The organism is Palleronia sp. THAF1 (genome assembly GCF_009363795.1).
Lineage (GTDB): Bacteria > Pseudomonadota > Alphaproteobacteria > Rhodobacterales > Rhodobacteraceae > Palleronia.
Genome location: NZ_CP045420.1, coordinates 3,029,282 through 3,055,632, shown reverse-complemented (window position 1 = coordinate 3,055,632; position 26,351 = coordinate 3,029,282). Strand labels below are relative to the sequence as shown.

Sequence of the window (26,351 nt, the reverse complement as noted above, 5' to 3'; positions counted from 1 at the left end):
AAGATGTTCACGGGCTTGCTCGCACCCCACTGACGGCCCTCTGATCTGATGTCCGCGCCCCTGACCATTTGGGATTTCGACGGCGTTCTGAACGTCAATCCCGGCGGCGAAGTCTTCCCCTGGGTCTCAACGCTCGACCGCGATATCGGTATCCCGCCCGCCTCTTTCCGGCGGTTCCTGAATGTGCCGGGGCAGGCGCGGGATGTGCTGAATGGCGACTGCGACCTGCTGGATCGTCTGAACGGCTGGATCGCGGACGAAGGCCACGCGATCTCTGCCGAGGATTTCCTCGCCCATTGGTTGACCGCTGATGACCGACCCGATGCCGAAGCGGTCGGGTGGATGCAGGCCCATGCCGGGCGCAAGGTGATCGGAACCAACAACCCTACTGCTCGTGCCCGCTATATCGCCGCGCGCACCGATGCCGGTCGCGCCGCCGAACATGTGTTTGCCAGCGGCGAAATGGGTGTGGCCAAACCGGATGCGGGCTTCTTTCGTCAGATTGAAGACTGGGCCAAGCTACCGCCCAACGATCTTCTGCTGATCGACGACAGCGGCAAGAACATCACCGCCGCGGCCAAGCGTGGGTGGCGCACGTTCCGCTTTGGCCCAGACACTCGGGATCGACTGCCAGAGGTGCTAGGACTGTGAGTCGTGCGCTGATGCTGCAGGGCACCGGATCGAACGTGGGCAAGTCTATGCTGGTCGCGGGCCTGTGCCGCGTTGCGCGTCGGCGCGGTCTGTCGGTCGCGCCCTTCAAGCCGCAGAACATGAGCAACAATGCCGCCGTAACGGTGGACGGCGGAGAGATCGGGCGCGCGCAGGCGGTGCAGGCGCTGGCCTGTGGGCTACAGCCGCATACCGATATGAACCCGGTGCTGCTGAAGCCGGAAACAGAGACCGGCAGCCAGGTGATCGTGCAAGGCAAGCGCCTGACAAGCGTGCGCGCGCGCGACTATGCCGCCCTCAAGCCGCAGCTGTTGGAACGTGTGGTCGAAAGTTTCGGGCGGCTGAAGGAAGCCCATGATCTTGTGCTGGTCGAAGGCGCTGGCAGCCCGGCAGAGGTGAACCTGCGCGCGGGCGACATCGCCAACATGGGCTTCGCGCGCGCCGCCGACGTGCCGGTCGTGCTGGCAGGTGATATCGATCGGGGTGGCGTGATTGCGCAGATTGTCGGCACGCATGCGGTCACGGACGCGGGCGACGCAGCCATGGTCTGCGGGTTCCTGATCAACAAGTTTCGTGGCGATCCGTCGCTGTTCGACGATGGCTACGCTCTGATCCAAGACCGCACCGGCTGGCCCGGTTTCGGTGTCGTGCCGTGGTTCCCAAAGGCCGCGCGCCTTCCGGCAGAGGATGCCCTGGATATCCGTTCCGAACACCGGACGGAGGGGTTGCACATCGTCTGTCTGCGCCTGTCTCGGATCGCGAACTTCGATGACCTGGACCCGTTGGCGGCAGAGCCGGGCGTGCGGTTGACGATGCTGGAAGCGGGGCAGGCGCTGCCCGGCGATACCGACGTTGTGATCCTGCCGGGCAGCAAGTCCACGCGTGGCGATCTGGCGTTTCTGCGCGCGCAAGGATGGGACGGTGATCTGACCGCGCATGTGCGGCGCGGCGGGCATGTGCTGGGCATCTGCGGCGGTTATCAGATGCTCGGGAGTGTTGTGCGCGACCCTGGCGGGATCGAAGGCGCCAGTGGGGCGGATCGCGGTCTTGGCCTGCTGGATATCGCGACGACGATGGGCGCGGACAAACATCTGACCGAGGTGTGCGCGATCCACGCGGCGACGGATACGCCGTTCGATGGCTACGAGATCCACATGGGTAATAGCGATGGCCCTGATCGCGCGCGGCCCTTTGCGCATGTCGATGGCACCCCCGAAGGCGCGGTCAGTCCCGACGGACGCATCGCGGGCAGCTACTTGCACGGCATGTTCCGGGATGACGCCTTTCGCGCGGCGTGGCTTGCCGGGTTCGGCGTCGCGTCGCAGACGGGATACGGTGCCGGAGTCGAAGCCGCGCTGGATGCCCTCGCGGACCATCTGGAAACGCACTTGGACGTGGACGCGCTACTCGCCGCCGCCCGTTAAAGCCGCCTCCAGCCGTGCCCAATTCGTGTCGCCGTCAGTCAGGCCCAGCCGCAGCCACGTGTCGCTGTAGGGGAAGATGCGGCTCCAGATGTGATGCCGCGCAAGCCGCTTTTGCGCGGCCACGGCATCGCCGGTGTCATAGGTGCGAAACAAGTCGCAGCCGCCGACAAGCCGCCAGCCCGCCAGTGCCGCCATGGCGTCGAGCCGGTCAGCATCATGCGCCAGTCTTTTGCGAGTGTTTGTCTGCCACTCCGTATCCGCCAAAGCCCGCGCCCCGATGTGGATGGCGGGACCGGATACGGGCCACGGTCCAGCCTCGGCGCGGAAGGCGTCAGCCAGCGGCGCAGCGCAGACCGCGAAGCCAAGACGGACCCCCGCAAGGCCATAGAATTTCCCGAAAGAGCGCAGGACGATGACATTGGCGACACCCTTTAGATGCGGCGCGAGAGAGGCACCCGGCATGATGTCCCCGAAGCTTTCGTCACAGACCAGCAGGCCCACGTCATCTACGACGTCCAGCAACGCCTCGGCGGTCCAACACCTGCCGTCCGGGTTGTTCGGGTTTACGACGATGGCCAGGGCCGCGCCGCGCAAGGCGTCCAGGTCTCGCACCTCTTCCACCGACCAGCCGGCTTGCTCCAACGCGCCGCGATGCTCATTGTAGGTGGGGCCGACCACCCGCGCGGTGCCGCGCGGCGCGATGCGTGGGATCATCTGGATCGCCGCCTGCGCGCCCGCCAGTGGCACCACATCGGTGTCGGTGCCGTAAGCGCCACGCGCGGCCTCGGCCAATGCGGTCATCGCTGCGCGGGTGGGCAGCGCGGTCCAAGCGTGCGCGGGCAGGTCAAGCACCGGGTAGGGGCGAGGGTTGATGCCGGTGGACAGGTCGATCCAATCGCCGTCTCCGTACCGCACGCGCGCCGTGTCTAGATTGCCGCCGTGATCGCGCATCACCACCACGCCAGCGCCAGCAACGCGCCCCCAGCAACGAACATTGCGCGCCGATACAGAGCCAGCGCGCGATCCAGCTCGACGCCGCCGGGATCTGGTGCGCCGGCGTTCAGCCAAGGCTCATCCGCGATCCGGTCAGCATAGACGCGCGGTCCCGACAGCCGAACGCCAAGCGCCGCCGCCATGGCTCCTTCCGGCCAGCCCGCATTGGGAGAGCGGTGGTGCGGCGCATCGCGGCGCATGGCGGTGAAGACGGCGCGGGGCTTGGGCGCAACTATGCAGAATAGCGCGCCGGTCAGTCGCGCGGGCAGCCAGTTGGCCACGTCGTCCAGTCGCGCGGCGGCGCGTCCGAAATCGGCGTGGCGTGGGGTCAGGTGTCCGATCATCGAATCCATCGTGTTGATCGCTTTGTACGCCACGATCCCCGGCAGGCCCAGTAGCACGCCCCAGAACAGCGGGGCGATGACACCGTCGCTGGCATTCTCGGCCAAGCTTTCTGTGGCCGCGCGCGCCACACCCGCACCATCCAGCCGCGACGGGTCACGGCCAACGATCATAGAGACTGCGTGGCGTGCGCCTTCAATGTCCCCTCGGAGCAAAGGATCGCGCACGGCGGCGACATGATCGTACAGCGATCGGACGGCGAGGAATGGCCACGCTAGCAATGCCGTCAGCACGCTACCGATCCAGCCACTCGGAAGGGCCGAGGCAATGAGAAGAAGTGGAAGCACGCTTAGGGCAAGAACGACGGCGACGGTTGCTATCCCGGCGGCGCGGCGCGTTTCAGGCCGGCCGCTGTTCCACCGCGCATCGCACCAGCCGATAAGCGCGCCGATCCACGTGACGGGATGTCCGATGCGCCGGTACAGCCTATTCGGCCATCCGAAAACGGCGTCGAAACCGAGTGCCATCATCATCGCCACGCTCATCACCGATAGCCTGTCACAAATCGCACCGGACCGGACAACCCTGCCTCGCGCAGCGCATCTTCTGCACCGTTTGGGATGCCGCCGACCGGAAAAACCAGCGCGCGGGCCGATCCGGTGTGGGCGCGCGCATGGCCAAGGGCGCCCAGTCTTCTTGCCAACGAGAAGGTGGGGTCCGTATCCGGTCCACGCAGGGCGGTCGTGCGCCTGGCGCTTTCCGTGGCCAACGGGACCAATCCTTCGCCCACTTCGTAACGCACGATCAGGTCGGAGATGTCGGGAAAATCGATGTCGTCAGGGTTGGTCGGCGTCGCTGGACCATAGAACCCGCCAAGGATCTCGTAGGCAGGCGGGCGTCGCAATCGCGTGATGATCTTTGCCGTCCGAGGTGCCCATAGTAGCATGTCGGGCCTCGGCCACATCAACGGATCGGTGGCGCGCTCCACGGCGACGCAGGCCCGTGCAAGACGTTCGGGGTCCTGCCTGCCCGCGATTGCCAGCAAGGAGGCGGTAGAGGTTCCGCAGCCTGCTCCGGGCTGGAACATAGCGGCAACCCTTCGATCCGGATCCTCGATGCCGAGTGCGGCGCAGAAGGCGGCAGCCCCCGGGACCGCAGAGCCGGTACCGACCCGAACGGCGGGGATCGGACAGGCAAGGGTGATCAGTACGACCGGCCCCTTCGGCCCCAGCCTGCCCTGCATCCATTCGCCGAAGTGCGACGGCGTCACGGCGCGATCCTGTTGACGAACCCGACCGCCCAGCCACCGGGCCAAGCGGTCAGGCGGGTGACCGACAGGGGTGCGACCTCGAACGACAGCGCGGGGCCGGGGCGGCCTAGCGCCAGCGAAAGGCCCGCGCGCACCGTTCCGGCATGGCATACCAGCGCGATGGGTCCGGTATCGCGCGCGACCTGCCCCCAATGCGCCAGCCGCGCGCAGATACGCGCGCAAGCGTCCGCGAAGCTTTCGCCGCCTTCCCATCGATGCTGCGCGAGATCGTCGCCCGATAGCGGCCCAAGGTCGGGCAGATCGGCCAGCGGTTTCCCGTCGTGAACGCCGAAGTCCTGCTCCCAAAGGCCGGGGTCGAGGTCCATCGTTTGGCCCGGAAACAGCGCCCTCGCCGTCTTCACGCAGCGCCGCGCGGGGCTGGACACCACGCGCAGCCCTTCCGGCAAACTTGGCACAGTCGCCCCATCCGGCACCACGCAATCCAGATCGCTGCGCCCGGCCAGAAGGCCCGTCGGCACGACCGGCGCGTGGCGGATCAGGAACAGGTCGGGGCGGGTGGGCATCGGCGTCGTCGGGCTTCCAATTTGCGGTGCGCTGTGGTGTGTCACCTCGGGATGGCAAAGTCGATCCTCATCACCGGGGGTGCCCGTTCGGGCAAGTCCCAATTGGCCGAGCGGCTGATGGCCGACCTTGGCCCGCACCCCGTCTACATCGCAACGTCAGAGGTGCGGGATGCCGAAATGGCGGACCGCGTGGCCCTGCATCGTGATCGCCGCGGGCCGGAATGGAACCTGATTGAAGAGCCGTTCGATCTGGTGGGCGCGCTGGGCCAAGCGAATGGGCCGGTGCTGGTCGACTGCCTGACCCTGTGGCTGACCAACCTGATGCTGGCCGACCGCGACTGGCAACAGGCCGGGGCCGCCTTGGCGCAGGTGATCCCGACGCTGCCCCACCCTGTGATCTTCGTCACGAACGAGGTCGGTGCGGGAATCGTGCCGGAAAACGCCCTTGCGCGTCGGTTTCGCGATGCCGCTGGCACGCTGAACCAGACAATCGCTGACACGGTGGACGAGGTTTACCTCTGCGTCGCCGGACAACCCCTGAAAGTGAAGCCCCATGCGATTTGACGACCTGACTGCCATGACCGACCTGCCCGTGCGTCTGTCTGGTCTGCCCGCCTTCGACGACGCCAGCGCCCAGGCCGCGCAGGCACGGCAGATGGAGCTGACGAAACCCCCCGGATCGCTGGGGCGGCTGGAGGAGCTGGCAATCTTCATGGCGGGCTGGCAGCGGACCGCGCGGCCCCGGATCGACGCCGCGCAGGCGCTGGTCTTCGCGGGCAACCACGGGATCTGCGCACGCGGCGTGAACCCGTTCCCGCAAGAGGTGACGGCGGGCATGGTCACGAACTTCAACGCGGGCGGGGCCGCGATCAACCAGTTATGCGCCGTGTCCGGCGCGTCGCTGACCGCCGTACCATTGGAATTGGATCGCCCCACCGCCGACTTCACCGAAGGCGCGGCGATGTCCGACGCCGACGCACTGGCCGCGATGGACGTGGGTCGGGCTGCGGTGGATACGGGTGCCTCCGTGCTGATTCTGGGCGAGATGGGCATCGGCAATTCGACGACCGCCGCTGCGCTGGCTCATGCGACTTTGGGCGGCGCCGCAGAAGATTGGGTTGGGCGCGGCACCGGCGCCGACACGGATGTCATGGCGCGCAAGGTCGAAACGGCGCGCCTTGGAGTTGAACGGCACGGCGGTCAGCCGCCGCTGCACGCCATCGCGAATGTCGGCGGACGCGAGTTGGCGGCCATCGTCGGCGCGGTGCTGGCCGCGCGTGCGGCGCGCATTCCGGTCATTCTGGACGGTTTCATTTGCACCGCCGCCGTGCTGCCCCTGTGGGCGCATGACCCCGATCTGCTGTCCCACTGCCTTGTCGCCCATCGCAGCGCCGAGCCGGGGCACGCGCGGATGCTGGAGGCGATTGGTCAGCGTCCGATCCTCGATCTCGGGATGGCGCTGGGCGAAGGGTCGGGGGCCGCGGTCGCGTTGGGCGTCCTGCGCGCCGCCGTGGCCTGCCACGGTGGCATGGCGACCTTCGCCGAGGCCGGTTTGCGATGAGCCGCCTGAACGAGCTGCGGCTTGGGGTCATGTTCCTGACGCGCCTGCCGGTGGGCCGGATCAATAACGCACCGCCGTTGGCGTCGTTGGCGTGGACGTTTCCGCTGGTTGGCGTGCTTCCGGCGCTGATCGCTTGGGCGGTGTTCGGGCTGACGGATGACGCGCTGGGCGCGGCCCTTGCCGTCGGCGCTCTGGTGCTGGTGACGGGCGGGCTGCATCATGATGGTCTGGCCGATTTCGCGGATGGTATCGGCGGTGGCCGCGACCGGGCGCATGTACTGGAAATAATGCGCGACAGTCGCATCGGCAGCTACGGCGTGTTGGCCGTTGGGCTGGTGCTGATTCTTCAAACGTTGGCAATCGCAGAGGTCGGATCGCTGCCGGCTTTCCTGTTCCTCGGTATCGGAAGCCGCGTCGCCATGCTGCTCGCCTTGCGCCTGCCGCCCGCGCGCGATGGCGGGCTGGGTGCGATGACCGGGGGTGCGGCGCAGCGTGCTCCGGGTCTGGTTGCGGCGGGAATCGCCGCCATCTGGCTTGGGGCAGGTTGCATCGCGGCGTTGATTGGGGTCACGCTCGCCTATCTGGTCATCCGCGCGCTTGCGATGCGTCGGATCGGGGGGCAGACGGGCGACGTGTGCGGGGCTGTGCAGCTACTGGCAGAGACGGCAGGCTGGGTGGCCCTGGCGCTTACCGTTTGACCGGCGACCCTTGCGCGAGCGCGCGCAACCGGCTACGCGCCGCGCCACAAGTCTCCGACCACCTTGTTTAAAAAACGGACGAATCCATGACCCGTCTTCTTCCCGGCATTCTTGCCATGGCCGCCATTGTCGTGGCCTCGAACATCCTTGTGCAGTTCCTGATCCTTGACGGTCTGCTGACCTGGGGGGCGTTCACCTATCCATTGGCGTTCCTTGTGACCGACGTGATGAATCGCTTGTACGGCGCATCCACTGCCCGCCGCGTCGTCTTCGCGGGCTTCGTCGTGGGTGTGATCTGCTCGCTGATCGGCAGCCAGATCATGTTGCAGGGTGATGGCTTCACCTACGCCGCCGTGCCGCTGCGGGTGGCTGTTGCGTCCGGCACCGCGTTCCTTGTTGCGCAACTGGTGGACGTTTTCGTCTTCGACCGGATGCGCGGGGGCAAGTGGTGGAACGCGCCGCTGGCATCCACCCTGATCGGCTCGGCGCTGGATACGGCGCTTTTCTTCACCATCGCCTTCGCGGGCTTTCTGTCGTTCGGGGCCTTCGCCGATGGTCAGGTTTCGTGGGCGACGGACGCCGTGCCGTTCCTGAACGCAGGCCCCTTAGTGCCGCGATGGGTATCGCTGGCTTTGGCCGACTGGGGCGTCAAACTGGCGCTCGCGCTGATCGCCTTGATCCCCTTCCGCATCATCACGTCGAAAGTGACACAACAGGTCGCGTAATTTCGTTTGACATACCCGAAATCTATGGCACGCTTGGGTTATCGGAAATCAAATGGAAGGAGGTGGTCCAGTGTCGAGAATGATGCAGGAGTGTGAGGGCGGAACAGTCATGGGGATGCGCGGCTAGGGGCAACCCCCGACGTGAGAAACCTTGATTGGGTCGGACCCTAACCGGGCCCACCTCCGAAACATTCGAAGGGACCGCCACATCGGCGGTCCCTTTTTCTGTGCACGCGCTATTGTTGGCCCATGACCCTACGCATCAACGACCGCATAGAAATCGAAGACTGGGAGCTGACCGAGCAGTTCACCCAGGCCGGTGGCCCCGGTGGGCAGAACGTCAACAAGGTCGCGACGGCGGTGGAACTGCGGTTCGAGGCGGAACGCTCGCCGAACCTGCCCCAACCTGTGAAAGCCCGGCTGAAACGGCTGGCCGGACGGCGCTGGACAAAGGAGGGCGCATTGCTGATCCAGGTCAGCGAGACGCGCCATCAGGCCCGCAACCGCGATATCGCGCGGGATAGGCTGGTCGAATTGATCCGGGCGGCGCTGGAAAAGCCGAAGCGGCGCATTCCGACGCGGCCCACGTTGGGATCGAAGAAACGGCGGCTGAAGGCGAAGAAGGCGCGGGGCGAGGTGAAGGCCCTGCGCGGGAGCGTCGACCCGGAATAACCGCTACTGGATGGTAATTTGGACCGCCTGCGTGTCGCCGCTCGATCCGGGCTGTCGCAGTTCGTAGCGTCCGGGCTTGATGGCGAGGAATTCGATCTCCATCGTTCCGGCTTCGTCGAATTCGACCGACTCGATGCCGTAGGGCCGAATTTCCAGCCCGTTGATGACGATTTCGTTGATCCAGATGGCGCGGAAGAATGCGGAGCCCGCCAGCGCGAGTTCGGCCGAGCCATCGGCTTCGATCTCCATTTCGTAGACCTTGCCGGACTCCAGCGTGATCGGCCCGTCTGCGATAGGCTGGCCAGAGGACAGCGTCAGTTCCGGCATCTCGCCGGAGTTGTCGTTCGAGAGGATGCCCGCGAAACCGTACTCATGGGCGAAGACTGGCGACGCGGTGGCGATCAGAAGGGCTGTAAGACGAAGCATGGGCGGATCCTTTGCGATGACCCGCCCAGCCAATCAATCGCGGCAGCACGAGGCTACCGCGACAAACGTATCAGTATTCGACGACCGCGCGGATCGACTTGCCTTCATGCATCAGATCGAAGCCGTGGTTGATCTCGTCCAGGGTCAGCTTGTGGGTGATCATGGGGTCGATCTCTATCTTGCCCTGCATGTACCAGTCCACGATTTTCGGCACGTCCGTCCGGCCCCGCGCGCCACCAAATGCAGAGCCGCGCCAGACGCGGCCCGTGACCAGTTGGAAGGGACGCGTCTCGATGGTCTCGCCAGCGCCCGCGACGCCGATGATGATGCTTTCGCCCCAGCCCTTATGACAACATTCCAGCGCTTGCCGCATGACATTGGTGTTGCCGATGCACTCGAAAGAGTAATCCGCGCCGCCGCCGGTCAGCTCGACCAGATGTTCGACCAGATCGCCATCAACGTCGTTGGGGTTCACGAAGTGAGTCATTCCGAACTGCTCGGCGATCTCTTTCTTGCTGTCGTTCAGATCGACGCCGACGATCATGTCGGCCCCCACCATCCGCAGGCCCTGGATGACATTCAGACCGATGCCGCCCAGGCCGAAGACCACGCAGTTGGAACCGGGCTCTACCTTGGCGGTGTTGACCACCGCACCCACGCCGGTGGTCACGCCGCAGCCGATGTAGCAGATCTTATCGAAAGGCGCGTCCTTGCGAACCTTGGCCAGGCTGATCTCGGGCAGGACAGTGTGGTTCGCGAAAGTCGAGCAGCCCATATAGTGGTAGATCGGTGTGCCGTCTTCCATGCTGAAGCGGGTGGTGCCATCGGGCATGACGCCCTTGCCCTGCGTCGCGCGGACAGCTTGGCACAGGTTCGTCTTGGGATTCAGGCAGTATTCGCACTCACGACATTCTGCGGTGTAAAGGGGGATGACATGGTCGCCCACTTCCAAGCTGGTCACGCCCTCGCCCACTTCGATCACCACGCCCGCGCCTTCGTGGCCCAGAATGGCGGGGAAGATGCCTTCGGGGTCCGCGCCGGAACGGGTGAACTCGTCGGTGTGGCACAGCCCGGTGGCCTTGATCTCCACCAGAACCTCACCGGCCTTGGGGCCTTCGAGGTTCACGGTCATCACTTCCAGCGGCTTGCCGGCTTCGAGTGCTACGGCGGCACGGGTCTTCATCATGGCGGATCTCCCTTGATCTGTTGTGGCGGAGCGTAGCTGCGCTGGACAGCGGGACAACCCGCAATCCGACCATCGGCTTGCCCTGCGCGACGCAGACTGCACATATGCCCCCAGCCAAGGAGCGTACCATGATCGACATCGCCACCCGCGTCTGGAACCACAAGTGGAAGATCGACCCGATCGTGCGCTCGCTGATCGACGATGATTTCTACAAGCTCTTGATGTGCCAAACGGTGCTGCGACGACATCCCGACACGCGTGTCACGTTCAGCCTGATCAACCGCACGCAATCCGTGCCGCTGGCCAAGCTGGTGGACGAAGGCGAGTTGCGCGAACAGTTGGACCACATACGTTCTCTGTCGCTGACGCGTGGCGAAAGCACGTGGATGCGGGGCAATACCTTCTATGGCAAACGCCAGATGTTCACGCCCGCCTTCATGGACTGGTTCGAGAACCTGCGCCTGCCCGACTACCACCTAGAGCGCGTGGGCGATCAGTATGAGCTGACGTTCGAAGGGTCTTGGCCCGAAGTCATGCTGTGGGAGATCCCGGCGCTGGCCGTCATCATGGAACTGCGCGGCCGTGCTGTTCTGGGCGATATGGGGCGGTTCGAGCTGCAAGTGCTCTATGCGCGCGCGATGACCAAGCTTTGGGAGAAGATCGAGCGTCTGCAGGCCCTGCCGGACCTGCGTATCGCCGATTTCGGGACGCGACGGCGCCACTCGTTCCTGTGGCAGGACTGGTGCGTGCAGGCGATGCAGGAAGGTTTGGGAGATCGCTTTATCGGCACGTCGAATTGCCTGATCGCCAAGAACCGCGATCTTGAGGCGATCGGAACGAACGCCCATGAGCTGCCGATGATCTACGCCGCAATGGCAGAGGACGAGGACGCGGTGCGGCAGGCCCCCTACGACGTGCTGGCCGACTGGCACGAAGAGCATGAGGGCAACCTGCGTATCGTCCTGCCCGACACCTACGGCAGCGAAGGCTTCTTCCAGCACGCGCCAGATTGGTTGGCGGGCTGGACGGGCGTGCGTATCGATTCGGGCGATCCGGCGCAGGGGGCAGAGACGGCGATCCGCTGGTGGAAAGAGCAGGGAGAGGACCCGCGCGATAAGCTGATCATCTTCTCGGACGGGCTGGACGTGACCAAGATCGAGGCGCTGCACAAGCAATTCTCGGGCCGGGTGCGTGTATCGTTCGGTTGGGGCACCTTGCTGACCAACGACTTCCGGGGTCTGACGGACGGCGACGCGCTGTCGCCCTTCAGCCTTGTCTGCAAGGCCCGCGCGGCGAACGGCACACCTACGGTCAAGCTGTCGGACAATCCGGCAAAGGCGACGGGGCCCAAGGACGAGGTCGAGCGCTACCGTCGAATTTTCGACGTGGGTGAGCAGGAACGGCGCGCGGTCGTGGTCTGACGCTGGGGTCAGTCTGGCAGAGCGTATTCCACCAGTTCCGTGCGTTGCAGCGCGAAAAAGTTGTCGTCCGACACCACGGTCGCGATCAGCCGCCCGTCGTCATCCCGCCAGACTGCGATGCCTTCCAGATTGTCGTGCTGACCCGCGTCGGTCTCGATCAAGGTTTCGCCCGCGACGACCGTATCGCCGTCCAAGTCGAACCGACGTACCCGGCTGCGAAAGCCGAAGGGTCCAAGAAACTGCCGTTCCAGAAGGTAAAGACGGCCAGCATCGTCGAAATCCAGTCCCACGGGCACGAACCCGTCTTCTCGGGGAATGACCGGGCCGTCTGCCCACGCGTCGTTGCGCCAAATCGAAACCGGAAAGCCATCGCCGTCGCGGGCTTCGGGAACGGTCCACAATGCGCCGTCTGGCGTCACCGCAAGCGCTTCCAGCCCGCGATTGTCTTTCAGCTTCTCGAAAGACGGGCGCATCGGAAGAACGCGTATGCGCGGATCCACGTTTTGAAGTTCGGCCACCAAGGACCGACCTTCGAAGCTGATAAAGGTTCGGTCGTCCGGCGAAATGGCAAGTCCTTCGGTGTCTTGCTGCCCGCCGCTGACGTCGGGGGCCGGAATTATGCGTTCTTTCGCAATCTCGATCGCCGATATTTGGCCCTCTGTCCGGTCGATCCGCAGGTCCAGAAGACGCCCACGATCATTTAAAATGACCGCCTCCCGCCCGCCGTCCGACATCTCGATCGCGGAGTAACCTCCATGTTCGGGGTCAACGACCGACCATTCCCACGCGCCGATAAGTTCGGCGGCGTGGGCTGGAACGGCTAGAACAAGAAGCAGAAGGCGTAGGATCAGCGGGCCAGTACCGCTTGGCAGGCTTGCGGCAGGTCTGCCATCGTCAGTTCACGCTTCGGTTTGGGTGGCGGCGCGTTCGGATCGCGTGGCTTGGGGGGCGGCGGGTTCAGAATGTTGCTGACCCACTGGCGCGCATCCGCACAGCCGTCACCTGCGGGCACTGGATCCTGCGCGACGCAGCCTTGCGCCCCGGCGGGGCATTTGATGCGCACGTGGAAGTGGTAGTGGTGGCCATACCAAGGGCGAATTTTACGCAGGTAATCACGATTTCCGGTCTCGGCATCGCACATGGCGACCTTGGCACCGGGGAAGATGAAGATGCGTTCGGTCCGGGGGTCCTGCGCGGCGGCTTTGACGATCTGTCGCTGGAAGTCGCCCCAGCGGCTGTTCGTATAGGCCCCGTTGGCGCGGCGCATGGAGACGGCAGAGATATTTTCACGTTGTTCACGGGACAGACCCAAGGTGGCGGGCATCAGCCAGATATCGGCGTCGAGGCCGATCTGGTGGCTGGCGTGTCCCGTCAGCATCGGGCCGCCTGCAGGCTGGCTCATGTCGCCGACGTAAATTCCGTTCGACGCGGGATGGGCGGCGGCAGTGCGGCTGATGCGCTGCACCACATCGATCATTTCGGGATGCGCCCAGTTGCGGTTGCGCGACAGGCGCATCGCTTGCCAGGTCGGTCCGGTCTCGGCCAGTTGCTGACCGCCGGCGAGGCATCCCTTGGAGTAGAATCCGTAAGGAGCAGAGGGCAGGGCAGCGGGGCGGCCCTTGTTGCCGAACAGCTGCTTGGCCAAGCCGCTTTGCGTGACCTCCACGCCCGCAAGCGTGGGAACGGGAATAGTTTGGGTGCCGCTACCGCAAGCGGCAAGCCCTAGTAGTGCCGCGGCACCGATGAAACGTAGGATACTCATACTGCGCGATCTCCGTCGGGTTTCACCCACAGTAGCAGGATAAGCCCCGCTCCGAAAAGGATGATAAGCGGCGAGATCCCCAACTGTTGCGATCCCGTCAACGATGTGGCGACCCCGATGGACAGGGGCGCGATGAAGGATGTGGCCTTGCCCGACAGCGCGTACAGGCCGAACGCCTCTGTCATGCGGTCTGGATTGCCCTGCCGTATCATCATGGTGCGACTTGCAGCCTGCAATGCGCCACCGCCCGCACCGATGGCGATTCCGATTCCGTGGAACATGATGTCCGGCAAGGACGATCCGGGCTCCAGCGGCACGCCAAACACCGACTCGCGGCTGACGAACATCGCGACAAGGATCGTGACCAACAGCAGAACGCAGCATGTGACGATCACGGGCTTCGGCCCGAACCGTTCGTCCGCGCGCCCGCCAAGCCACGCGAAGACCGCGCCAGAGATGACGGCAAGGATGCCGAAGGTGCCGGTCTGCACGACGGACCACTCCAGCACGCCGGCCGCGAAAATCGCGCCCAGCGCATAGGCCCCGGACAGCCCGTCGCGGTACAGCATGGACGCGATCAGGAATGTCAGTTGCGACGGTGTTTCGGGCAGGCGGCGGATGGTGCGCTTCAGTCCGCTCAGCGCCTTGCCGATCTGCACCCTGCCACCCGCGACGCGAGGTTCTTTGACCCATATGAAGAAGGGCACCATGAACACGACAAACCAGATCGCGGTGAATGGACCGACGAAGCGCGTGCCTTCCCGTGTTTCAGGGTCCAGCCCGAACAGCGGCTCTATCCCTATCAACGTGCGGCCCGTGGTGTCGTCTTCCGCGAACAGCAGCAGCATCGCCACCAGTGCGATCAGCCCGCCGACATAACCGAATGCCCAACCAGAGCCGGAAACGCGCCCCAGCCGTTCCGGTGTCGTCAGGGTCGGCAGCATGGCGTTGGTGAAGATCGTCGCGAACTCCATCCCGATCAGGCCGATGCCGAAGAAGATCATCGTGCGGAACAGGTCGAAGTCCTGCGGTGCCGCGAACCACAGCATCGACGATCCGGCGACGTACAGCGCCGAGAACAGCCATATCCACGGCATCCGGCGGCCCGTTTGGTCTGCGATTGCGCCAAGGATCGGCGCAAGGATCGCCATCACGATGCCGGCTGCGCCGATGCCATAGCCCCAGGCGGCCTGCGCCTGCGTGCCATCGCCTAGGACCGACGCCACGTAGGGGCCGAAGATGAAGGTGATGAGCAACGTGTTATAGGGTTGAGAGGCCCAATCGAAGAACCACCAGCCCCAGATGCGCTTGTCGGTCATGCTGTCCCACCCCGTTTGCCGGGACTAAACAACCCGGACAGCAGGGTGGGAAGCATTTTCTGCGCGGGCCGGTCAGCGGATTGTGATGCGAGACGCTCGAAGTATTGGGCCATCGGGGCTATCTTTACGACATGAATATTGACGAGACCGCATCTGCCCCGCGACCCGACCGCCCGTTGATCGCCATCGGTGATCTGCATGGATGCAGCGCCAAGCTGAACGATATGCTCGATCGCGTCGCCGCAGAGCTGCTTGCGCGAGACATCGAGGATGCCGATCTGGTCACCCTGGGCGACTATGTCGACCGTGGAGAGGACAGTCGTGCCGTCATCCAAACGCTGATGGCGTTCCAAGAGACATATCCAGGCCTTTTGACCCCGCTTATGGGCAACCACGAGAAGATGCTGCTCGATTTCCTTGATCGCCCGGAAGAGCGTGGAGGTCGTTTCCTGCGCCACGGTGGCTTGCAGACACTCGCCAGTTTCGGCGTGGGCGGCGTGATCGAACGCGCGCGCCCCGAGGTGCTCGCGGCGGCCTCCGAGAAGCTTCGGCAGGAAATGGCGGATGGCATGGAGGACTGGCTGCGCAATCTTCCCCTGTGGAAACAGTCAGGCGATGTGATCTGCGTTCATGCCGCTATGGACCCCGTGGCGCCGCCCGAGTTGCAGGAGTCCCGCCCGATGTTGTGGGGCCATCCGTTCTTCTACAAGGCGCCGCGGCCTGACGGTCTTTGGGTCGTCCACGGACACGACGTGGTGGAAGAACCGCGCGTGCATGAGCGGCGCGTGTCCTGCGACACGGGAGCTTATTTTTCGGGCCGGTTGACCGCTGCGATGATCGTGCCGGGCGAAGCGGTGCAATTTCTGACGGTCTAGTCCTGCATCGGCGGCCAGGGCCGGTGGTCGTCTGCGTCGGACCATGCCGACACCCAGTCTGGCAAGGCGGGACTGTCACCCGCATCCAACGCCGCCGCGGCCTCTGTCATCGGGATCATGCGCTTGCGGTCAGTCACGGCGGTGCGCAACAGGGCATGGCTGGTGCATTCGCCATCGGCCCTAAACATCGCCTGTTCGATATACAGAAACTTCGCATCCCAGCCGACGATGCGTGTCTTCATTCTGACCTTGTGGAACATCTGCACCCGCCGCCGGTAGCGCACGGACGACCCCGCGACCGTCCCAACCCAGCCGCGCTCGCGCATGAACGCCACCAGACCTGTGCGTTTGAACATCACGATGCGCCCAAGATCATACAGGGTCAGCGTGCGCCCGTTGTTCAGCTCCATCCACAGGTCGATGTCGATGGGCCAGACGCGGTGGTGGCTGACATGGGTGTCGAACAGCGCCAGCTTGGGCGCGTTGCGGTGGACGGCCAATTCCTTGGCGAAGCGGATCAGGGGATACATGCGCGGCGAGGTGGCGCGCCGATCGCCAATGGTCAAGCCTTGCCGCTGCCCCAGCGCGTCGTTACGTAACGCGAAACGCTTAAACGAAGGGCTTTCCCCATGCTGTCGATCATCCAGATCCTGCTTTTGATCCTTGATGTGGTCTGGTTCATTATGATCGCACACATCATCATGTCGTGGCTGATCAACTTCCAGGTCCTGAACCTGGGTCAGCCGCTTGTGGCGCAAATCTGGGACGGCCTGAACCGCCTGCTAGAGCCGTTGTATGGCCCGATCAGGCGCATCTTGCCGCAGATGGGTGGCCTTGATCTGGCACCGCTGGTCGCCCTGATCGGCATCTACGCCCTGCGCATCGTCCTGATGAATAACATGGGCGCGTTCGTTTAAACCGACGGAACGCTCGCGACACGACGTATCACTCACGCCTGCGTGCTTTGTGGCGGCGCGGGCATGGGCTATATGATGTGAACCGGAGTATCGTCGCACATGCGTTTTCTTAGCCGTGCCCTGACGGGCCTGTTCCTTCTGTCGCTGACCATTGGCGGCCTGGCCTTCGCCGGGCTGACCCTGCGCGATGCGCTGCAAGAGCGTGCGGCGTCAGAGCCGGGCGCGCGTCCGGGGCGTGAGCAGGTCTTCGCGGCGAATATCGTGACTGTGACGCCGCAGACGATTGCCCCCGAACTTGCCAGCTTCGGCCAGATTGAAGCGCGGCGCGCCCTGGACCTGCGCGCGCCTGTCTCTGGCCGCATCGTTCAGATGCCTGTGGATGATGGGCAGGCCGTTTCGGCGGGCGATCTGCTGTTCGCCATCGACCCGGTGGATGCCGAACGCACCTTGGCACTGGCAGAGGCTGATCTTGCCGACGCGGAAGCGGAGCTGACGGACGCAGAGTCCGGCGCGGCATTGGCGGAAGAAGACGTGGATGCGGCGCGCGCGCAGGCAGAGTTGCGCGAACGGGCCGCTTCGCGTCAACGCGATCTGGCAGAGCGTGGGATCGGCACGGATGCTGCCGTCGAAGAGGCAGAACTCGCCGCGTCGTCCGCCCGCCAGCAGATCCTGTCCCGCAGGCAGGCGCTGCAACAGGCGCAAGCGCGGGTGGCACAGGCCCGGACTGCCCTCACCCGCAGCGAGATCGCTTTGGATGAGGCGCAGCGCACGCTGGACGACACGCGTGTGACCGCCGCCTTCGATGGCACCTTGTCCGATCTGACCGTGTCCGAAGGGGGCTTGGTTTCGGCCAACGAACAGCTTGCCGTCCTGCTCGATCCCGACCGTCTGGAAATCGCGTTCACCCTGTCCACACCGGAATACGTTCGGCTGCTGGAAGGGGGCGAACTGGCCACCGACAGCGCGACCGTCAGTCTGGAAGTCGGCGGCTACACACTGTCCACCCCCGCCACCATCACGCGCGAGGCTGCGGCGGTGGGAGAGGGCGAAACCGGGCGGCGCCTGTATGCGCGGCTAGAAGAGCCGCAGGGCTTTCGCCCCGGCGACTTCGCGCGCATCCGCGTGACAGAGCCGGAGTTGGACGGCGTCGCGCGCCTTCCTGCAGGCGCTGTGGATAGTGCCGATACGGTGCTGGTGCTGGGAGAGGATGACCGGCTTGAACTGGCTTCCGTCACCCGTCTGCGCAGCCAGGGCGACACCGTGCTTGTCCGCGCCCCTGATTTGGAGGGGCGCGAGGTCGTGGCAGAGCGATCTCCGCTTTTGGGGCCGGGGATCAAGGTGCGCCCGCTACGGCAAGCCGATGGCAGTGACACCGAACCCGCGCCGGAGGACGTCGTCGATCTGACGCCGGAACGCCGCGCGCAACTGATTGCGCTGGTAGAAGGCAACAATGGGATGCCCGACGCCGCCAAGGCGCGCGTGCTGGCCGCGTTGCAGAAGGATCAGGTGCCTGCGCGCATCGTGGAACGCCTTGAAGGCGCTCGGGGCGGCTAGATGACTGGCCTGATCAGCTACTTCACCCGTCACCGCACCGCCGCCAACCTGCTGCTTGTTATCCTGCTGGCACTGGGTCTTGCCGCCGTGCCGCAGATGCGCGCGCAGTTCTTCCCGGACGTGGTGTCCGACGACATCGACATTTCCATCGCGTGGCCCGGCGCGGGTGCTCAGGCGGTGGATGAAGGCATCGTGTCGCTTGTCGAGCCTGCCTTGCAGGCGGTCGAGGGCGTGGCCGAATCCAGTGCGCGGGCCAGTGAAGGCCGCGCCAGCCTGAACCTGGAGTTCGAGCCGGGCTGGGACATCGCGCGTGCGGCGGCTGATGTGGAAACCGCGCTGGATGGCGTGTCGAACCTGCCCGAAGACGCGGAAGAGCCAGAGATCAGCTGGGGCGGCTGGCGCGACCGGGTGACCGACGTGGTCATTACCGGGCCCATCGGCGTCGAACAACTGGGCCGCGTGGCTGACCAGTTCATCGCGCAACTCTTCCAGCGCGGCGTGACACAGGCCACCATCAGTGGCCTTGCCGCGCCCGAAACGGTGGTCGAGGTGCCGTCGCTGGCGCTGGTGCAATACGACCTGACGCTTGCGCAGATCGCGGATGCCATCGCCGCCGAAAGCGACACCGCTCCCGCGGGCGACGTGGGCGGCACCGCGCGGGTGCGTGCGGGGCAGGCGAGCCGTGGGGCGGACGCCATCGGGGCCATCGTGTTGCGCAGTCGCGACGATGGCGCTCCGCTGACCGTCGGCGACGTGGCGACCGTCCGGGTCGAAGGCGCTGACAGGGCGCGGGCCTATTTCGTTGGCGATAACCCTGCAATCTCGATCACCGTCGAACGCTCTGCACGGGGGGACGCACTGGAAATTCAGGACGTGGTGGAGGACGTGGCCGCCGATCTGCGCCCCAACCTGCCGCAGGGCGTGCAGATCGACCTGATCCGGGCGCGCGCCGACTACATCTCTGGCCGATTGAACATCCTGCTGGACAACGGCGCGATGGGGCTGGGCCTTGTGGTGTTGCTTCTGTTCCTGTTCCTGAACGCCCGCACCGCGTTCTGGGTCGCGGCAGGTATTCCAGTCGCCATGACCGCCGCCATCGCGCTGATGTATGCCGCCGGAATCACGATCAACATGATCTCGCTGTTCGCGCTGATCATCACGCTGGGCATCGTTGTGGATGATGCCATCGTCGTGGGCGAACATGCCGATTTCCGCGTGCGTCATCTGCACGAAGACCCTGTAACCGCCGCCGAACGGGCCGCGCAACGCATGTTCCCGCCCGTCTTTTCGGCCACGATCACGACCATCATTGCCTTCTTCGGCCTCGTCGTCATCGGTGGCACCTTCGGCACGCTGATCGCCGACATTCCCTTCACCGTCATCGTCGTGCTGCTGGCCAGCCTTGTGGAATGCTTCCTGATCCTGCCGCACCACATGAGCCACGCGCTCGCCCACACCGGACGCGACCACTGGTACGACCTGCCCAGCCGTATCGTGAACCGGGGTTTCGAGTGGGTGCGCGCGCGCCTGTTCCGTCCCTTGATGCAACTGGTGACTTGGGCGCGCTACCCGGTGCTGGCGGGGGCGGTCGTGCTGCTGGTCTTGCAGACGGTTCTGTTGATCTCCGGCACCGTGCAGTGGCGCTTTTTTAACTCGCCGGAGCAAGGCTCTGTCAGCGGCAACTTCGCGATGCAGGCTAGCGCGACGCGAGAGGACACGCTGGAGCAGCTTGCCCTGATCCAGCAAACGCTGGAAGAGATCGGCGCGCAGTATGTCGAGGATTACGGGGCGAACCCCATCGACTACGCGCTGTCCGAAATCGGCGGCAATTCCGGGCGGGGCCTGTCGGGGACCGAGAACACAGAGCCGGAGCAACTCGGCGCGATCTCTATCGAGCTGATCGACCCTGACCTGCGCCCCTATTCCAGTTTCGAGTTCGTGGCCGACCTGCAAGACAAGGTGATCCGCCATCCGCTTCTGCAGGAACTGTCGTTCCGCGGCTGGCGCTCTGGTCCCGGTGGCGACGCCATCGACGTGCGCCTGTCCGGTGCCGACACGCGCGTTCTGAAAGACGCGGCAGAGGCGCTGAAATCCGAGCTTGCGGGCTTCGGAGAGGTCTCTGCGCTGGAAGACAGCCTGGCCTATGACAAGCAGGAATACGTCCTGACCCTGACCCCGCAGGGCGAGGCGCTAGGCTTCACCATCGACGGTATCGGTCGCACCCTGCGCGACCGGCTGGAAGGGATAGAGGCCGCCAGTTATCCCGATGGCACACGCTCTGCCACGATCCGGGTCGAACTGCCTGATGCAGAGATCACCGCTGATTTCCTTGACCGCGCGATCCTGCCCACGCCCACGGGCGGCACCGCGCGTCTGTCCGATCTGGTGCAGATCGAGGTGCAGGACGGCTTTTCCACCATCCGCCGGGAAAACGGTGTTCGGCTGGTCAGCGTCACCGGCGATTTGTCCGAAGACGATCCGGCGCGCGCGACAGAGATCATGACGATCTTGCAAGACGATATCCTGCCCCGCTTGTCAGAGACCTTCGGCGTGCAGACCGACCTGTCCGGCCTCTCTGAGGACGAAGACGAATTCCTGAACGACGCGCTGATCGGGTTCCTGCTGTGCCTGTTGGGTATCTACCTGACGCTGGCCTGGATCTTCGCAAGCTGGACGCGCCCCATCGTCATCATGGCGGTCATCCCCTTCGGCCTGATCGGTGCGATCTGGGGGCATTACATCTGGGACGTGCCGCTTTCGATGTTTTCTATTGTCGGGCTGATCGGGATGACGGGTATCATCATCAACGACTCTATCGTGCTGGTTTCGACCGTTGATGAATACCGCGAAACCCGCGCACCCCGCGTGGCCATCATCGACGCAGCCTGCGATCGATTGCGCCCTGTTCTGTTGACCACGCTGACCACCGTGCTGGGCCTTGCGCCGTTGCTGTACGAATCGTCCAGTCAGGCGCAGTTTCTGAAGCCGACCGTCATCACTCTGGTCTACGGGCTGGGCTTCGGGCTGGTGTTGGTTCTGGTCGCCGTGCCAGCAATGCTGGCGATGCAGGTGGACGCAGCCGCTGCCTTCCGCGCCTTGCGTCGAACCACAGCCAAACGTGCGGGCGCAGCGCGGGGCTGGGTGGCCGTCGCAGCGCTCGCGATGGCGGCGCTGTTCGTCTTTGCCTTCGGTCCTTTGGTGGTTGGTAGCAGTGGTTTGATCGCCTCGCCCGCGGCGGCGTTTACCGTCTTCGTCGCGGGTGCCGCTGGCATCGCGATCATCGCCTCTCTCGCGGCGTTCACGCTTTATCGTCTAAATCGCTAAAATTTTACGTTGCCACCATTCCGCCAAAAGCTGGCCTTAAAACTATGACACTTTCGGTCCTACAGGATTTGAGCGATCAAGGGGATATTCATTGGCACGTCTTAAAAGATTTTTGGCGGATACGTCGGGCGCAGTTACGGTTGACTGGGTGGTCATCACGGCTGCAATTTGTGGCCTCGCCTTTGCAGTGCTCACCCTGATCTGGGGCGAAAGCGAAGGGGTCTCTGCCGAAGTGTCAGGCTTCCTGTCCACGATGTCGGTCAGCACCGACTTCTGACGAAGAAGGATTGCGCTTGCCTTGGCACGCGGGCGGTGCACACTCGGACGGTTCCACCGACCCGGAGGCCGTCCCGTGACCCAACACCCCAGCGCAAACGACTTTTCCAGCTTCTGGATGCCCTACACCCCGAACCGCGACTTCGCCGCCGATCCGCGCTTGGTCGTCAGTGCAGACGGGATGTATTACACATCCTCCGACGGGCGGCAGATCATGGACGCCACGGCGGGCCTGTGGTGCGTCAACGCAGGCCACAATGACCCGTTGATCGTAGAGGCTGTGAAGAAGCAGGTCTCGACCCTTGATTACGCGCCGCACTTCAACTTCGGCACGCCGCAGGCGTTCGAACTGTCGTCGAAGCTGGCCGCGCATTTCCCGGACGGTCTGAACCACGTCTTTTTCACCAATTCTGGCTCTGAGTCCGTCGACACTGCGCTGAAGATCGCACTGCACTATCACCGGATGAAGGGCGACGCGGCCCGCACCCGGCTGATCGGGCGCGAGCGGGGCTATCACGGCACCGGCTTCGGCGGCATTTCGGTCGGCGGAATTGTCCGCAACCGGATGCATTTCGGCACGATGCTGGCAGGTGTCGATCACCTGCGGCACACGCACGACCACGACCGCAACGCGTTCTCGCGCGGCTGCCCCGAGCATGGCGCGGAACTGGCCGACGATCTTGAGCGGTTGTGCGCGCTGCATGATCCCAGCACCATCGCCGCCGTGATCGTAGAGCCGATGGCAGGCTCGACCGGCGTTCTGCTACCACCGAAGGGCTATCTGAAACGCCTGCGCGAGATCTGTGACAAGCACGGTATCCTGCTGATCTTCGATGAGGTCATCACCGCGTATGGTCGCCTCGGCACCGCGTCGGCGTCCGAATACTTCGGCGTTACGCCCGATATCATCGCGACGGCAAAAGGCCTGACCAACGGCGTGGTGCCGATGGGGGCCGTGATCGTGGGCGAGCACATCTACAGCTCTGCTATGGACCACGCCGATACGCCGATCGAACTGTTCCACGGCTACACCTATTCAGCGCACCCGCTGGCGACTGCCGCTGCGCTGGCGTCTCTGGAAACCTACCGACAGAACGACCTGTTCGCGCGCGTCGAGCGCCTCGCGCCGATCTGGGAGGATGCGCTGCACGGATTGCGCGGGCTGCCCTTCGTTCACGACCTGCGGAATCTTGGTCTCGTCGGTGCCATCGAGCTGCAGCCGCGCGAGGGCGCTCCGGGCAAGCGGGCATGGCAGGCGATGAAGATGGCGTGGGACAAGGGCATCATGATCCGCGTCACGGGCGACATCATCGCGCTGTCGCCCCCGTTCATTATCACCGAGGATGAGATCGAGCGTCTGTTTGAGACCCTTAGAAACATCCTTGACGAGCTAAATTAGAGCAACGGCGGAGGCTTGACACCTCTTCGGTTTCTTCATCGATCCTGTAGCCGATGCCGGGCAAAACGAGATATCCGCGGCACCGCGCCTCTTCCTTGTCACGCTTCATAACTAATAGATCACAGTTGCGGCTAGGTGTTCAGTCCCGGCATTTGGTGGATTGGATCGATGATGAATCTGTCCGGCTCTGAAGTCCAGATTTTTAGATGTATTCGTAGGGCGTGAGTCCGCTGAGCGTCTTGAGCCTGCGGGCGAAGGTGTTGGCTGCCATGAAGTCGGCAAGGTGCGTGCGCAGTTGGTCGTGGCTGTCGTAGTGGTACCTTTTGACGGTCGCGTTCTTGATCGTCAGAACTCTGGCAATATCGATATGGAAGAACCCGATTGGGTATCGCTTGCACTTTTGCTGCTCGGGTTTGTCGCCGCCGACATCCGACAGTCCCGAGATCCCATGCCGCTGAAGGCACCGGTGCAGCGCTGACCGGGTCAGATGCGGGATTGTTGGCTGCAAGGCATAGAGACAATCATCCAACGGCAGTAGCGTATGGCGTCGGAACGCGACGACCATCGCTTCCTCTGCCTCAGTAAGAACGGTCGAACGCGGCTCTCGAGGTCCGGTCTTAAGGTCCTCAACCGTTTGCAGTTTCCGCCAATTCGCAACTGTTTTGGGGTTGATGCCCAACTCTACGCTCAGCTGCGCGAGCGAAGCTGGCCCCTCTCGGGATTTTGCAAAGCAAAACCCTGCTGGCAACGGACATCACTCAGTACTGGGCTGGAAAAGCTCCGTCGCATTCGGGCGCAAGGCGACCTAAACGAACACCGGGGCGGCACCAAAGCGCGACAGGTCCATGTCTGTTAAAAGAAGAGGTCCATTTAGTAGACGCTTTGAGCAACAAGGTGTTCCAATGTCAGAATTAAGGGCATGGAACCTGTGTCGTCGTGGTGGTATCTGACGATCTACTCGCATTTCCAACTCAAGGTGCCCGTGATGGCCGTTCTGGACACTTCCTCTCTTGACCTAGGGGGTTCGAGTATTCCTGCGCTTCTGTGGCGGGAAAAGGCGCGAATCATTCTAGTGGTAGTGGTCTTTTTGCTGCTAGCCGGGTTTTATCTGACGCTGGTGGCGCAACCGCGTTTCACAGCAACGACGATCGTGGCGCTGGAGAGCCGAGACGAACAGATCGTCGACTTCGAGAGCGTGATATCGAGCCTTGGCGGTGAATCGTCGGTTGTTAACACTGAGGTAGAGGTTCTTCGATCCCGCATTCTGCTGGAGCGTCTTGCTATCGATCTTGATTTGGTTAGCGATCCGGCATTCAACCCGTATCTTCGAGAAGCGTCGATCCTGGATGTTGGGACGTGGCTTCGTCGTTTGACCGGCAACGCAACGCCTCGGACGCCGAGCGAGCGGGAAGCGCTAGATGCTACGGTCGACTCGGTTCTGCAGCAGCTTACGATAACGAATATCCGAGAAAGCTTCGTCTTCCGGATCAGCATAATAGCGGACCAGCCCGAAAAAGCGGCGCGGATCGCCGATCGGTTGGCAGAGCTTTACATTGACGATCAATTCCGACTGGTGGTTGACGCGACTGAGCAGGCGTCTGCCTGGCTGTCCGAACGCGTGGCCGAACTGCGTGCCGAACTGCGTGCGGCCGAGGTCGCTGTATCGACCTTCAATGCAGAAATCGATGTCGTCAGTGCCGAAGCGGTGGCCGGTCTCAACGTACAGATCGCTGACCGCAGGGAGCGACTAGCCGACCTGGAGGTCGAATTGACTGAAGCCGAAGCGCTTCTCGATGAGTTGGAGGCGGAGAGCTCGGCAGCGCGACGCGCCCAGACCGATATAGCCCGGATCAATGCCCGTATTGAGAGTCTGCAGGCTGGCCTTGACGCATTGGAACAACAGCAGAAACGCCAATCGGCAGATCTTCTGGTGTTCGAGCAGCTTGAGCGGGAAGCGGAGGCCAGCCGCCTGATTTACGAGAACTTCTTGGCGCGGTTGAAGGAGATTTCGGTTCAGCAGGGCCTGCAGCAAGCCGATAGCCGAATCCTGTCTTACGCGGTGGTGCCGCGCAGTCCGTCCGCCCCGAAGGCGGACCTGTTGATGGTGCTTTCGTTGATTGCGGGATTGCTCGTTGGCAGTGGCTACGTTGTATTACGCGAGATGGGCCAGTCCACATTCCGGACCGGAGAGGATCTGGAGGCGATCTCGTTGAGTCCAATCATGGGCCAAATACCGCAAATCCCGAAAAAACGCCGCAAAGATGTCATTGAGTATCTGCGCGAGAAACCCTCTTCGCCCGCAGCTGAAGCGATCCGGAACCTACGAACCTCGCTTTTGATGTCCAACCCGGAGGCTCCCCCCGAGGTCATCATGGTGACTTCATCGATACCATCGGAAGGCAAGACCACCCAATCCCTGGCCCTGGCGATGAACTTCGCAAGCCTCGGGCGCAAGACGTTGCTGATTGAGTGCGACATTCGACGCCGCGTCTTCGCCGAGTATTTTTCTATGGCGGGTCAGCACTCCATATTGTCCGTGATGACGAATGAAGTGCTGCTGAAGGACGCGGTCGAGTATGTCCCGTCACTGGGATGCGATGTCTTGGCTGCGGGTCGTGCCGAGATGAATGCCGCTGATCTCTTTTCGCAGCCTGGACTTGCCGAACTGATCCAAGAGGCGCGTGCGCTGTACGACGTGGTGGTGATCGACACCCCGCCGGTCTTGGTCGTTCCGGATGCTCGCGTCATCGGCGTGAAAGCTGATGCCGTTCTTTATGTCGTTAAGTGGGACGCTACGACCGTGGCGCAGGTTCGCAACGGTATGAAGATGCTGGAGTCGGCGAATGCTTCTATAACCGGGATGGTGCTGTCGCAGGTCGATCCCGCGGGTATGCGACGCTACGGATACGGTGAACGCTACGGTGCCTATGCCAGCTATGGCGCAAACTACTACGAGTAGAAGAAGGCGCCGCGTG

At 63.7% G+C, this 26,351-nt stretch carries 25 protein-coding genes and 1 pseudogene; 15 read left to right on the top strand and 11 right to left on the bottom strand.

Going from position 1 to position 26,351, the window contains the following annotated elements; all coding sequences use genetic code 11:
- Window positions 1-48: 48 nt before the first annotated feature.
- Complete coding sequence (locus FIU81_RS15280; RefSeq protein WP_124110228.1) at window positions 49-651, top strand: HAD family hydrolase; 603 nt, start codon at window positions 49-51, stop codon at window positions 649-651.
- Window positions 648-2,093, top strand: coding sequence for a cobyric acid synthase (locus FIU81_RS15275; protein ID WP_254695937.1), 1,446 nt, complete (start codon window positions 648-650; stop codon window positions 2,091-2,093). The genes FIU81_RS15280 and FIU81_RS15275 overlap by 4 nt, the downstream gene beginning before the upstream one ends.
- Here the strand turns inward: FIU81_RS15275 and cobD are convergent.
- The 4 genes from cobD to FIU81_RS15255 are packed head-to-tail and all read right to left on the bottom strand — an operon-like array spanning window position 2,073 to window position 5,261.
- Window positions 2,073-3,044, bottom strand: coding sequence for a threonine-phosphate decarboxylase CobD (cobD, locus tag FIU81_RS15270; RefSeq protein ID WP_124110229.1), 972 nt, complete (start codon window positions 3,042-3,044; stop codon window positions 2,073-2,075). The genes FIU81_RS15275 and cobD overlap by 21 nt on opposite strands.
- Entirely contained in the window at window positions 3,044-3,973 is a 930-nt protein-coding gene (gene cbiB, locus FIU81_RS15265; RefSeq protein WP_124110230.1) for an adenosylcobinamide-phosphate synthase CbiB, read from the bottom strand. The genes cobD and cbiB overlap by 1 nt, the downstream gene beginning before the upstream one ends.
- Entirely contained in the window at window positions 3,973-4,698 is a 726-nt protein-coding gene (locus FIU81_RS15260) for a propanediol utilization protein (RefSeq protein ID WP_254695936.1), read from the bottom strand. Before FIU81_RS15260 ends, cbiB begins: the two co-directional genes overlap by 1 nt.
- On the bottom strand, window positions 4,695-5,261 hold the full coding sequence (locus FIU81_RS15255; RefSeq protein ID WP_124110232.1) for a histidine phosphatase family protein: 567 nt from the start codon (window positions 5,259-5,261) through the stop codon (window positions 4,695-4,697). Before FIU81_RS15255 ends, FIU81_RS15260 begins: the two co-directional genes overlap by 4 nt.
- A gap of 51 nt (window positions 5,262-5,312) precedes the next feature.
- Between FIU81_RS15255 and cobU the strand changes: the two genes are divergently transcribed.
- The 5 genes from cobU (at window position 5,313) to arfB (ending at window position 8,917) form a co-directional block, all read left to right on the top strand.
- Window positions 5,313-5,825 carry a bifunctional adenosylcobinamide kinase/adenosylcobinamide-phosphate guanylyltransferase gene (cobU, locus tag FIU81_RS15250; protein WP_124110233.1) on the top strand — a complete coding sequence of 171 codons (513 nt, stop codon included), beginning with the start codon at window positions 5,313-5,315 and terminating at the stop codon, window positions 5,823-5,825.
- Window positions 5,815-6,822, top strand: a complete 1,008-nt coding sequence (gene cobT, locus FIU81_RS15245) for a nicotinate-nucleotide--dimethylbenzimidazole phosphoribosyltransferase (protein ID WP_124110234.1) — start codon at window positions 5,815-5,817, stop codon at window positions 6,820-6,822. The genes cobU and cobT overlap by 11 nt, the downstream gene beginning before the upstream one ends.
- Window positions 6,819-7,520: an adenosylcobinamide-GDP ribazoletransferase gene (gene cobS / locus FIU81_RS15240; RefSeq protein ID WP_124110235.1), complete on the top strand. Its 702-nt coding sequence runs from the start codon at window positions 6,819-6,821 to the stop codon at window positions 7,518-7,520. Before cobT ends, cobS begins: the two co-directional genes overlap by 4 nt.
- Window positions 7,521-7,606: 86 nt before the next feature.
- On the top strand, window positions 7,607-8,245 hold the full coding sequence (locus tag FIU81_RS15235) for a queuosine precursor transporter (RefSeq protein WP_124110236.1): 639 nt from the start codon (window positions 7,607-7,609) through the stop codon (window positions 8,243-8,245).
- Window positions 8,246-8,494: 249 nt separating this feature from the next.
- Window positions 8,495-8,917, top strand: coding sequence for an alternative ribosome rescue aminoacyl-tRNA hydrolase ArfB (gene arfB / locus FIU81_RS15230; protein WP_124110237.1), 423 nt, complete (start codon window positions 8,495-8,497; stop codon window positions 8,915-8,917).
- A gap of 3 nt (window positions 8,918-8,920) precedes the next feature.
- Here the strand turns inward: arfB and FIU81_RS15225 are convergent, their stop codons facing one another.
- Window positions 8,921-9,343 carry a hypothetical protein gene (locus tag FIU81_RS15225; protein ID WP_124110238.1) on the bottom strand — a complete coding sequence of 141 codons (423 nt, stop codon included), beginning with the start codon at window positions 9,341-9,343 and terminating at the stop codon, window positions 8,921-8,923.
- 70 nt (window positions 9,344-9,413) lie between these two features.
- Complete coding sequence (locus FIU81_RS15220) at window positions 9,414-10,526, bottom strand: S-(hydroxymethyl)glutathione dehydrogenase/class III alcohol dehydrogenase (protein WP_124110762.1); 1,113 nt, start codon at window positions 10,524-10,526, stop codon at window positions 9,414-9,416.
- 131 nt (window positions 10,527-10,657) lie between these two features.
- Here FIU81_RS15220 and pncB point away from each other — a divergent pair, with 131 nt between their 5' ends.
- Window positions 10,658-11,950, top strand: coding sequence for a nicotinate phosphoribosyltransferase (gene pncB, locus FIU81_RS15215; protein WP_124110239.1), 1,293 nt, complete (start codon window positions 10,658-10,660; stop codon window positions 11,948-11,950).
- 8 nt (window positions 11,951-11,958) lie between these two features.
- Here the strand turns inward: pncB and FIU81_RS15210 are convergent, their stop codons facing one another.
- From FIU81_RS15210 to FIU81_RS15200, 3 genes are all read right to left on the bottom strand, one after another.
- A complete protein-coding gene (locus FIU81_RS15210) occupies window positions 11,959-12,684 on the bottom strand; it encodes an esterase-like activity of phytase family protein (protein WP_124110240.1) in 726 nt (241 codons plus the stop codon).
- Window positions 12,685-12,797: 113 nt separating this feature from the next.
- Window positions 12,798-13,712, bottom strand: coding sequence for a penicillin-insensitive murein endopeptidase (gene mepA, locus FIU81_RS15205; protein WP_124110241.1), 915 nt, complete (start codon window positions 13,710-13,712; stop codon window positions 12,798-12,800).
- Complete coding sequence (locus FIU81_RS15200; RefSeq protein ID WP_124110242.1) at window positions 13,709-15,031, bottom strand: MFS transporter; 1,323 nt, start codon at window positions 15,029-15,031, stop codon at window positions 13,709-13,711. The genes mepA and FIU81_RS15200 overlap by 4 nt, the downstream gene beginning before the upstream one ends.
- A gap of 131 nt (window positions 15,032-15,162) precedes the next feature.
- On the opposite strand from FIU81_RS15200, the gene FIU81_RS15195 reads away from it, so the two are divergent.
- Window positions 15,163-15,906, top strand: coding sequence for a metallophosphoesterase family protein (locus FIU81_RS15195; RefSeq protein ID WP_124110243.1), 744 nt, complete (start codon window positions 15,163-15,165; stop codon window positions 15,904-15,906).
- On the opposite strand, the gene FIU81_RS15190 is transcribed toward FIU81_RS15195, so the two are convergent.
- Window positions 15,903-16,436: an acyl-CoA thioesterase gene (locus FIU81_RS15190; protein WP_124110244.1), complete on the bottom strand. Its 534-nt coding sequence runs from the start codon at window positions 16,434-16,436 to the stop codon at window positions 15,903-15,905. The two genes, FIU81_RS15195 and FIU81_RS15190, sit on opposite strands and share 4 nt — an antisense overlap.
- A 99-nt stretch (window positions 16,437-16,535) precedes the next feature.
- On the opposite strand from FIU81_RS15190, the gene FIU81_RS15185 reads away from it, so the two are divergent.
- From FIU81_RS15185 to FIU81_RS15165, 5 genes are all read left to right on the top strand, one after another.
- Window positions 16,536-16,823 carry a YggT family protein gene (locus FIU81_RS15185; protein WP_124110245.1) on the top strand — a complete coding sequence of 96 codons (288 nt, stop codon included), beginning with the start codon at window positions 16,536-16,538 and terminating at the stop codon, window positions 16,821-16,823.
- Between the two features lie 99 nt (window positions 16,824-16,922).
- The gene (locus FIU81_RS15180) at window positions 16,923-18,377 is read left to right on the top strand and encodes an efflux RND transporter periplasmic adaptor subunit (RefSeq protein ID WP_124110246.1); all 1,455 of its coding nucleotides are present in this window, start codon (window positions 16,923-16,925) and stop codon (window positions 18,375-18,377) included.
- A complete protein-coding gene (locus FIU81_RS15175; RefSeq protein WP_124110247.1) occupies window positions 18,378-21,701 on the top strand; it encodes an efflux RND transporter permease subunit in 3,324 nt (1,107 codons plus the stop codon). It abuts the gene before it with no gap.
- A gap of 91 nt (window positions 21,702-21,792) precedes the next feature.
- On the top strand, window positions 21,793-21,978 hold the full coding sequence (locus FIU81_RS15170) for a Flp family type IVb pilin (protein WP_124110248.1): 186 nt from the start codon (window positions 21,793-21,795) through the stop codon (window positions 21,976-21,978).
- A gap of 117 nt (window positions 21,979-22,095) precedes the next feature.
- Window positions 22,096-23,376, top strand: a complete 1,281-nt coding sequence (locus FIU81_RS15165) for an aspartate aminotransferase family protein (protein ID WP_124110763.1) — start codon at window positions 22,096-22,098, stop codon at window positions 23,374-23,376.
- Window positions 23,377-23,507: 131 nt separating this feature from the next.
- Here FIU81_RS15165 and FIU81_RS15160 read toward each other — a convergent pair.
- Window positions 23,508-24,067: pseudogene (locus FIU81_RS15160) on the bottom strand (hypothetical protein).
- A gap of 228 nt (window positions 24,068-24,295) precedes the next feature.
- Between FIU81_RS15160 and FIU81_RS15155 the strand changes: the two are divergent.
- Complete coding sequence (locus FIU81_RS15155; protein ID WP_124110249.1) at window positions 24,296-26,335, top strand: polysaccharide biosynthesis tyrosine autokinase; 2,040 nt, start codon at window positions 24,296-24,298, stop codon at window positions 26,333-26,335.
- The last annotated feature ends 16 nt before the right edge of the window (window positions 26,336-26,351 follow it).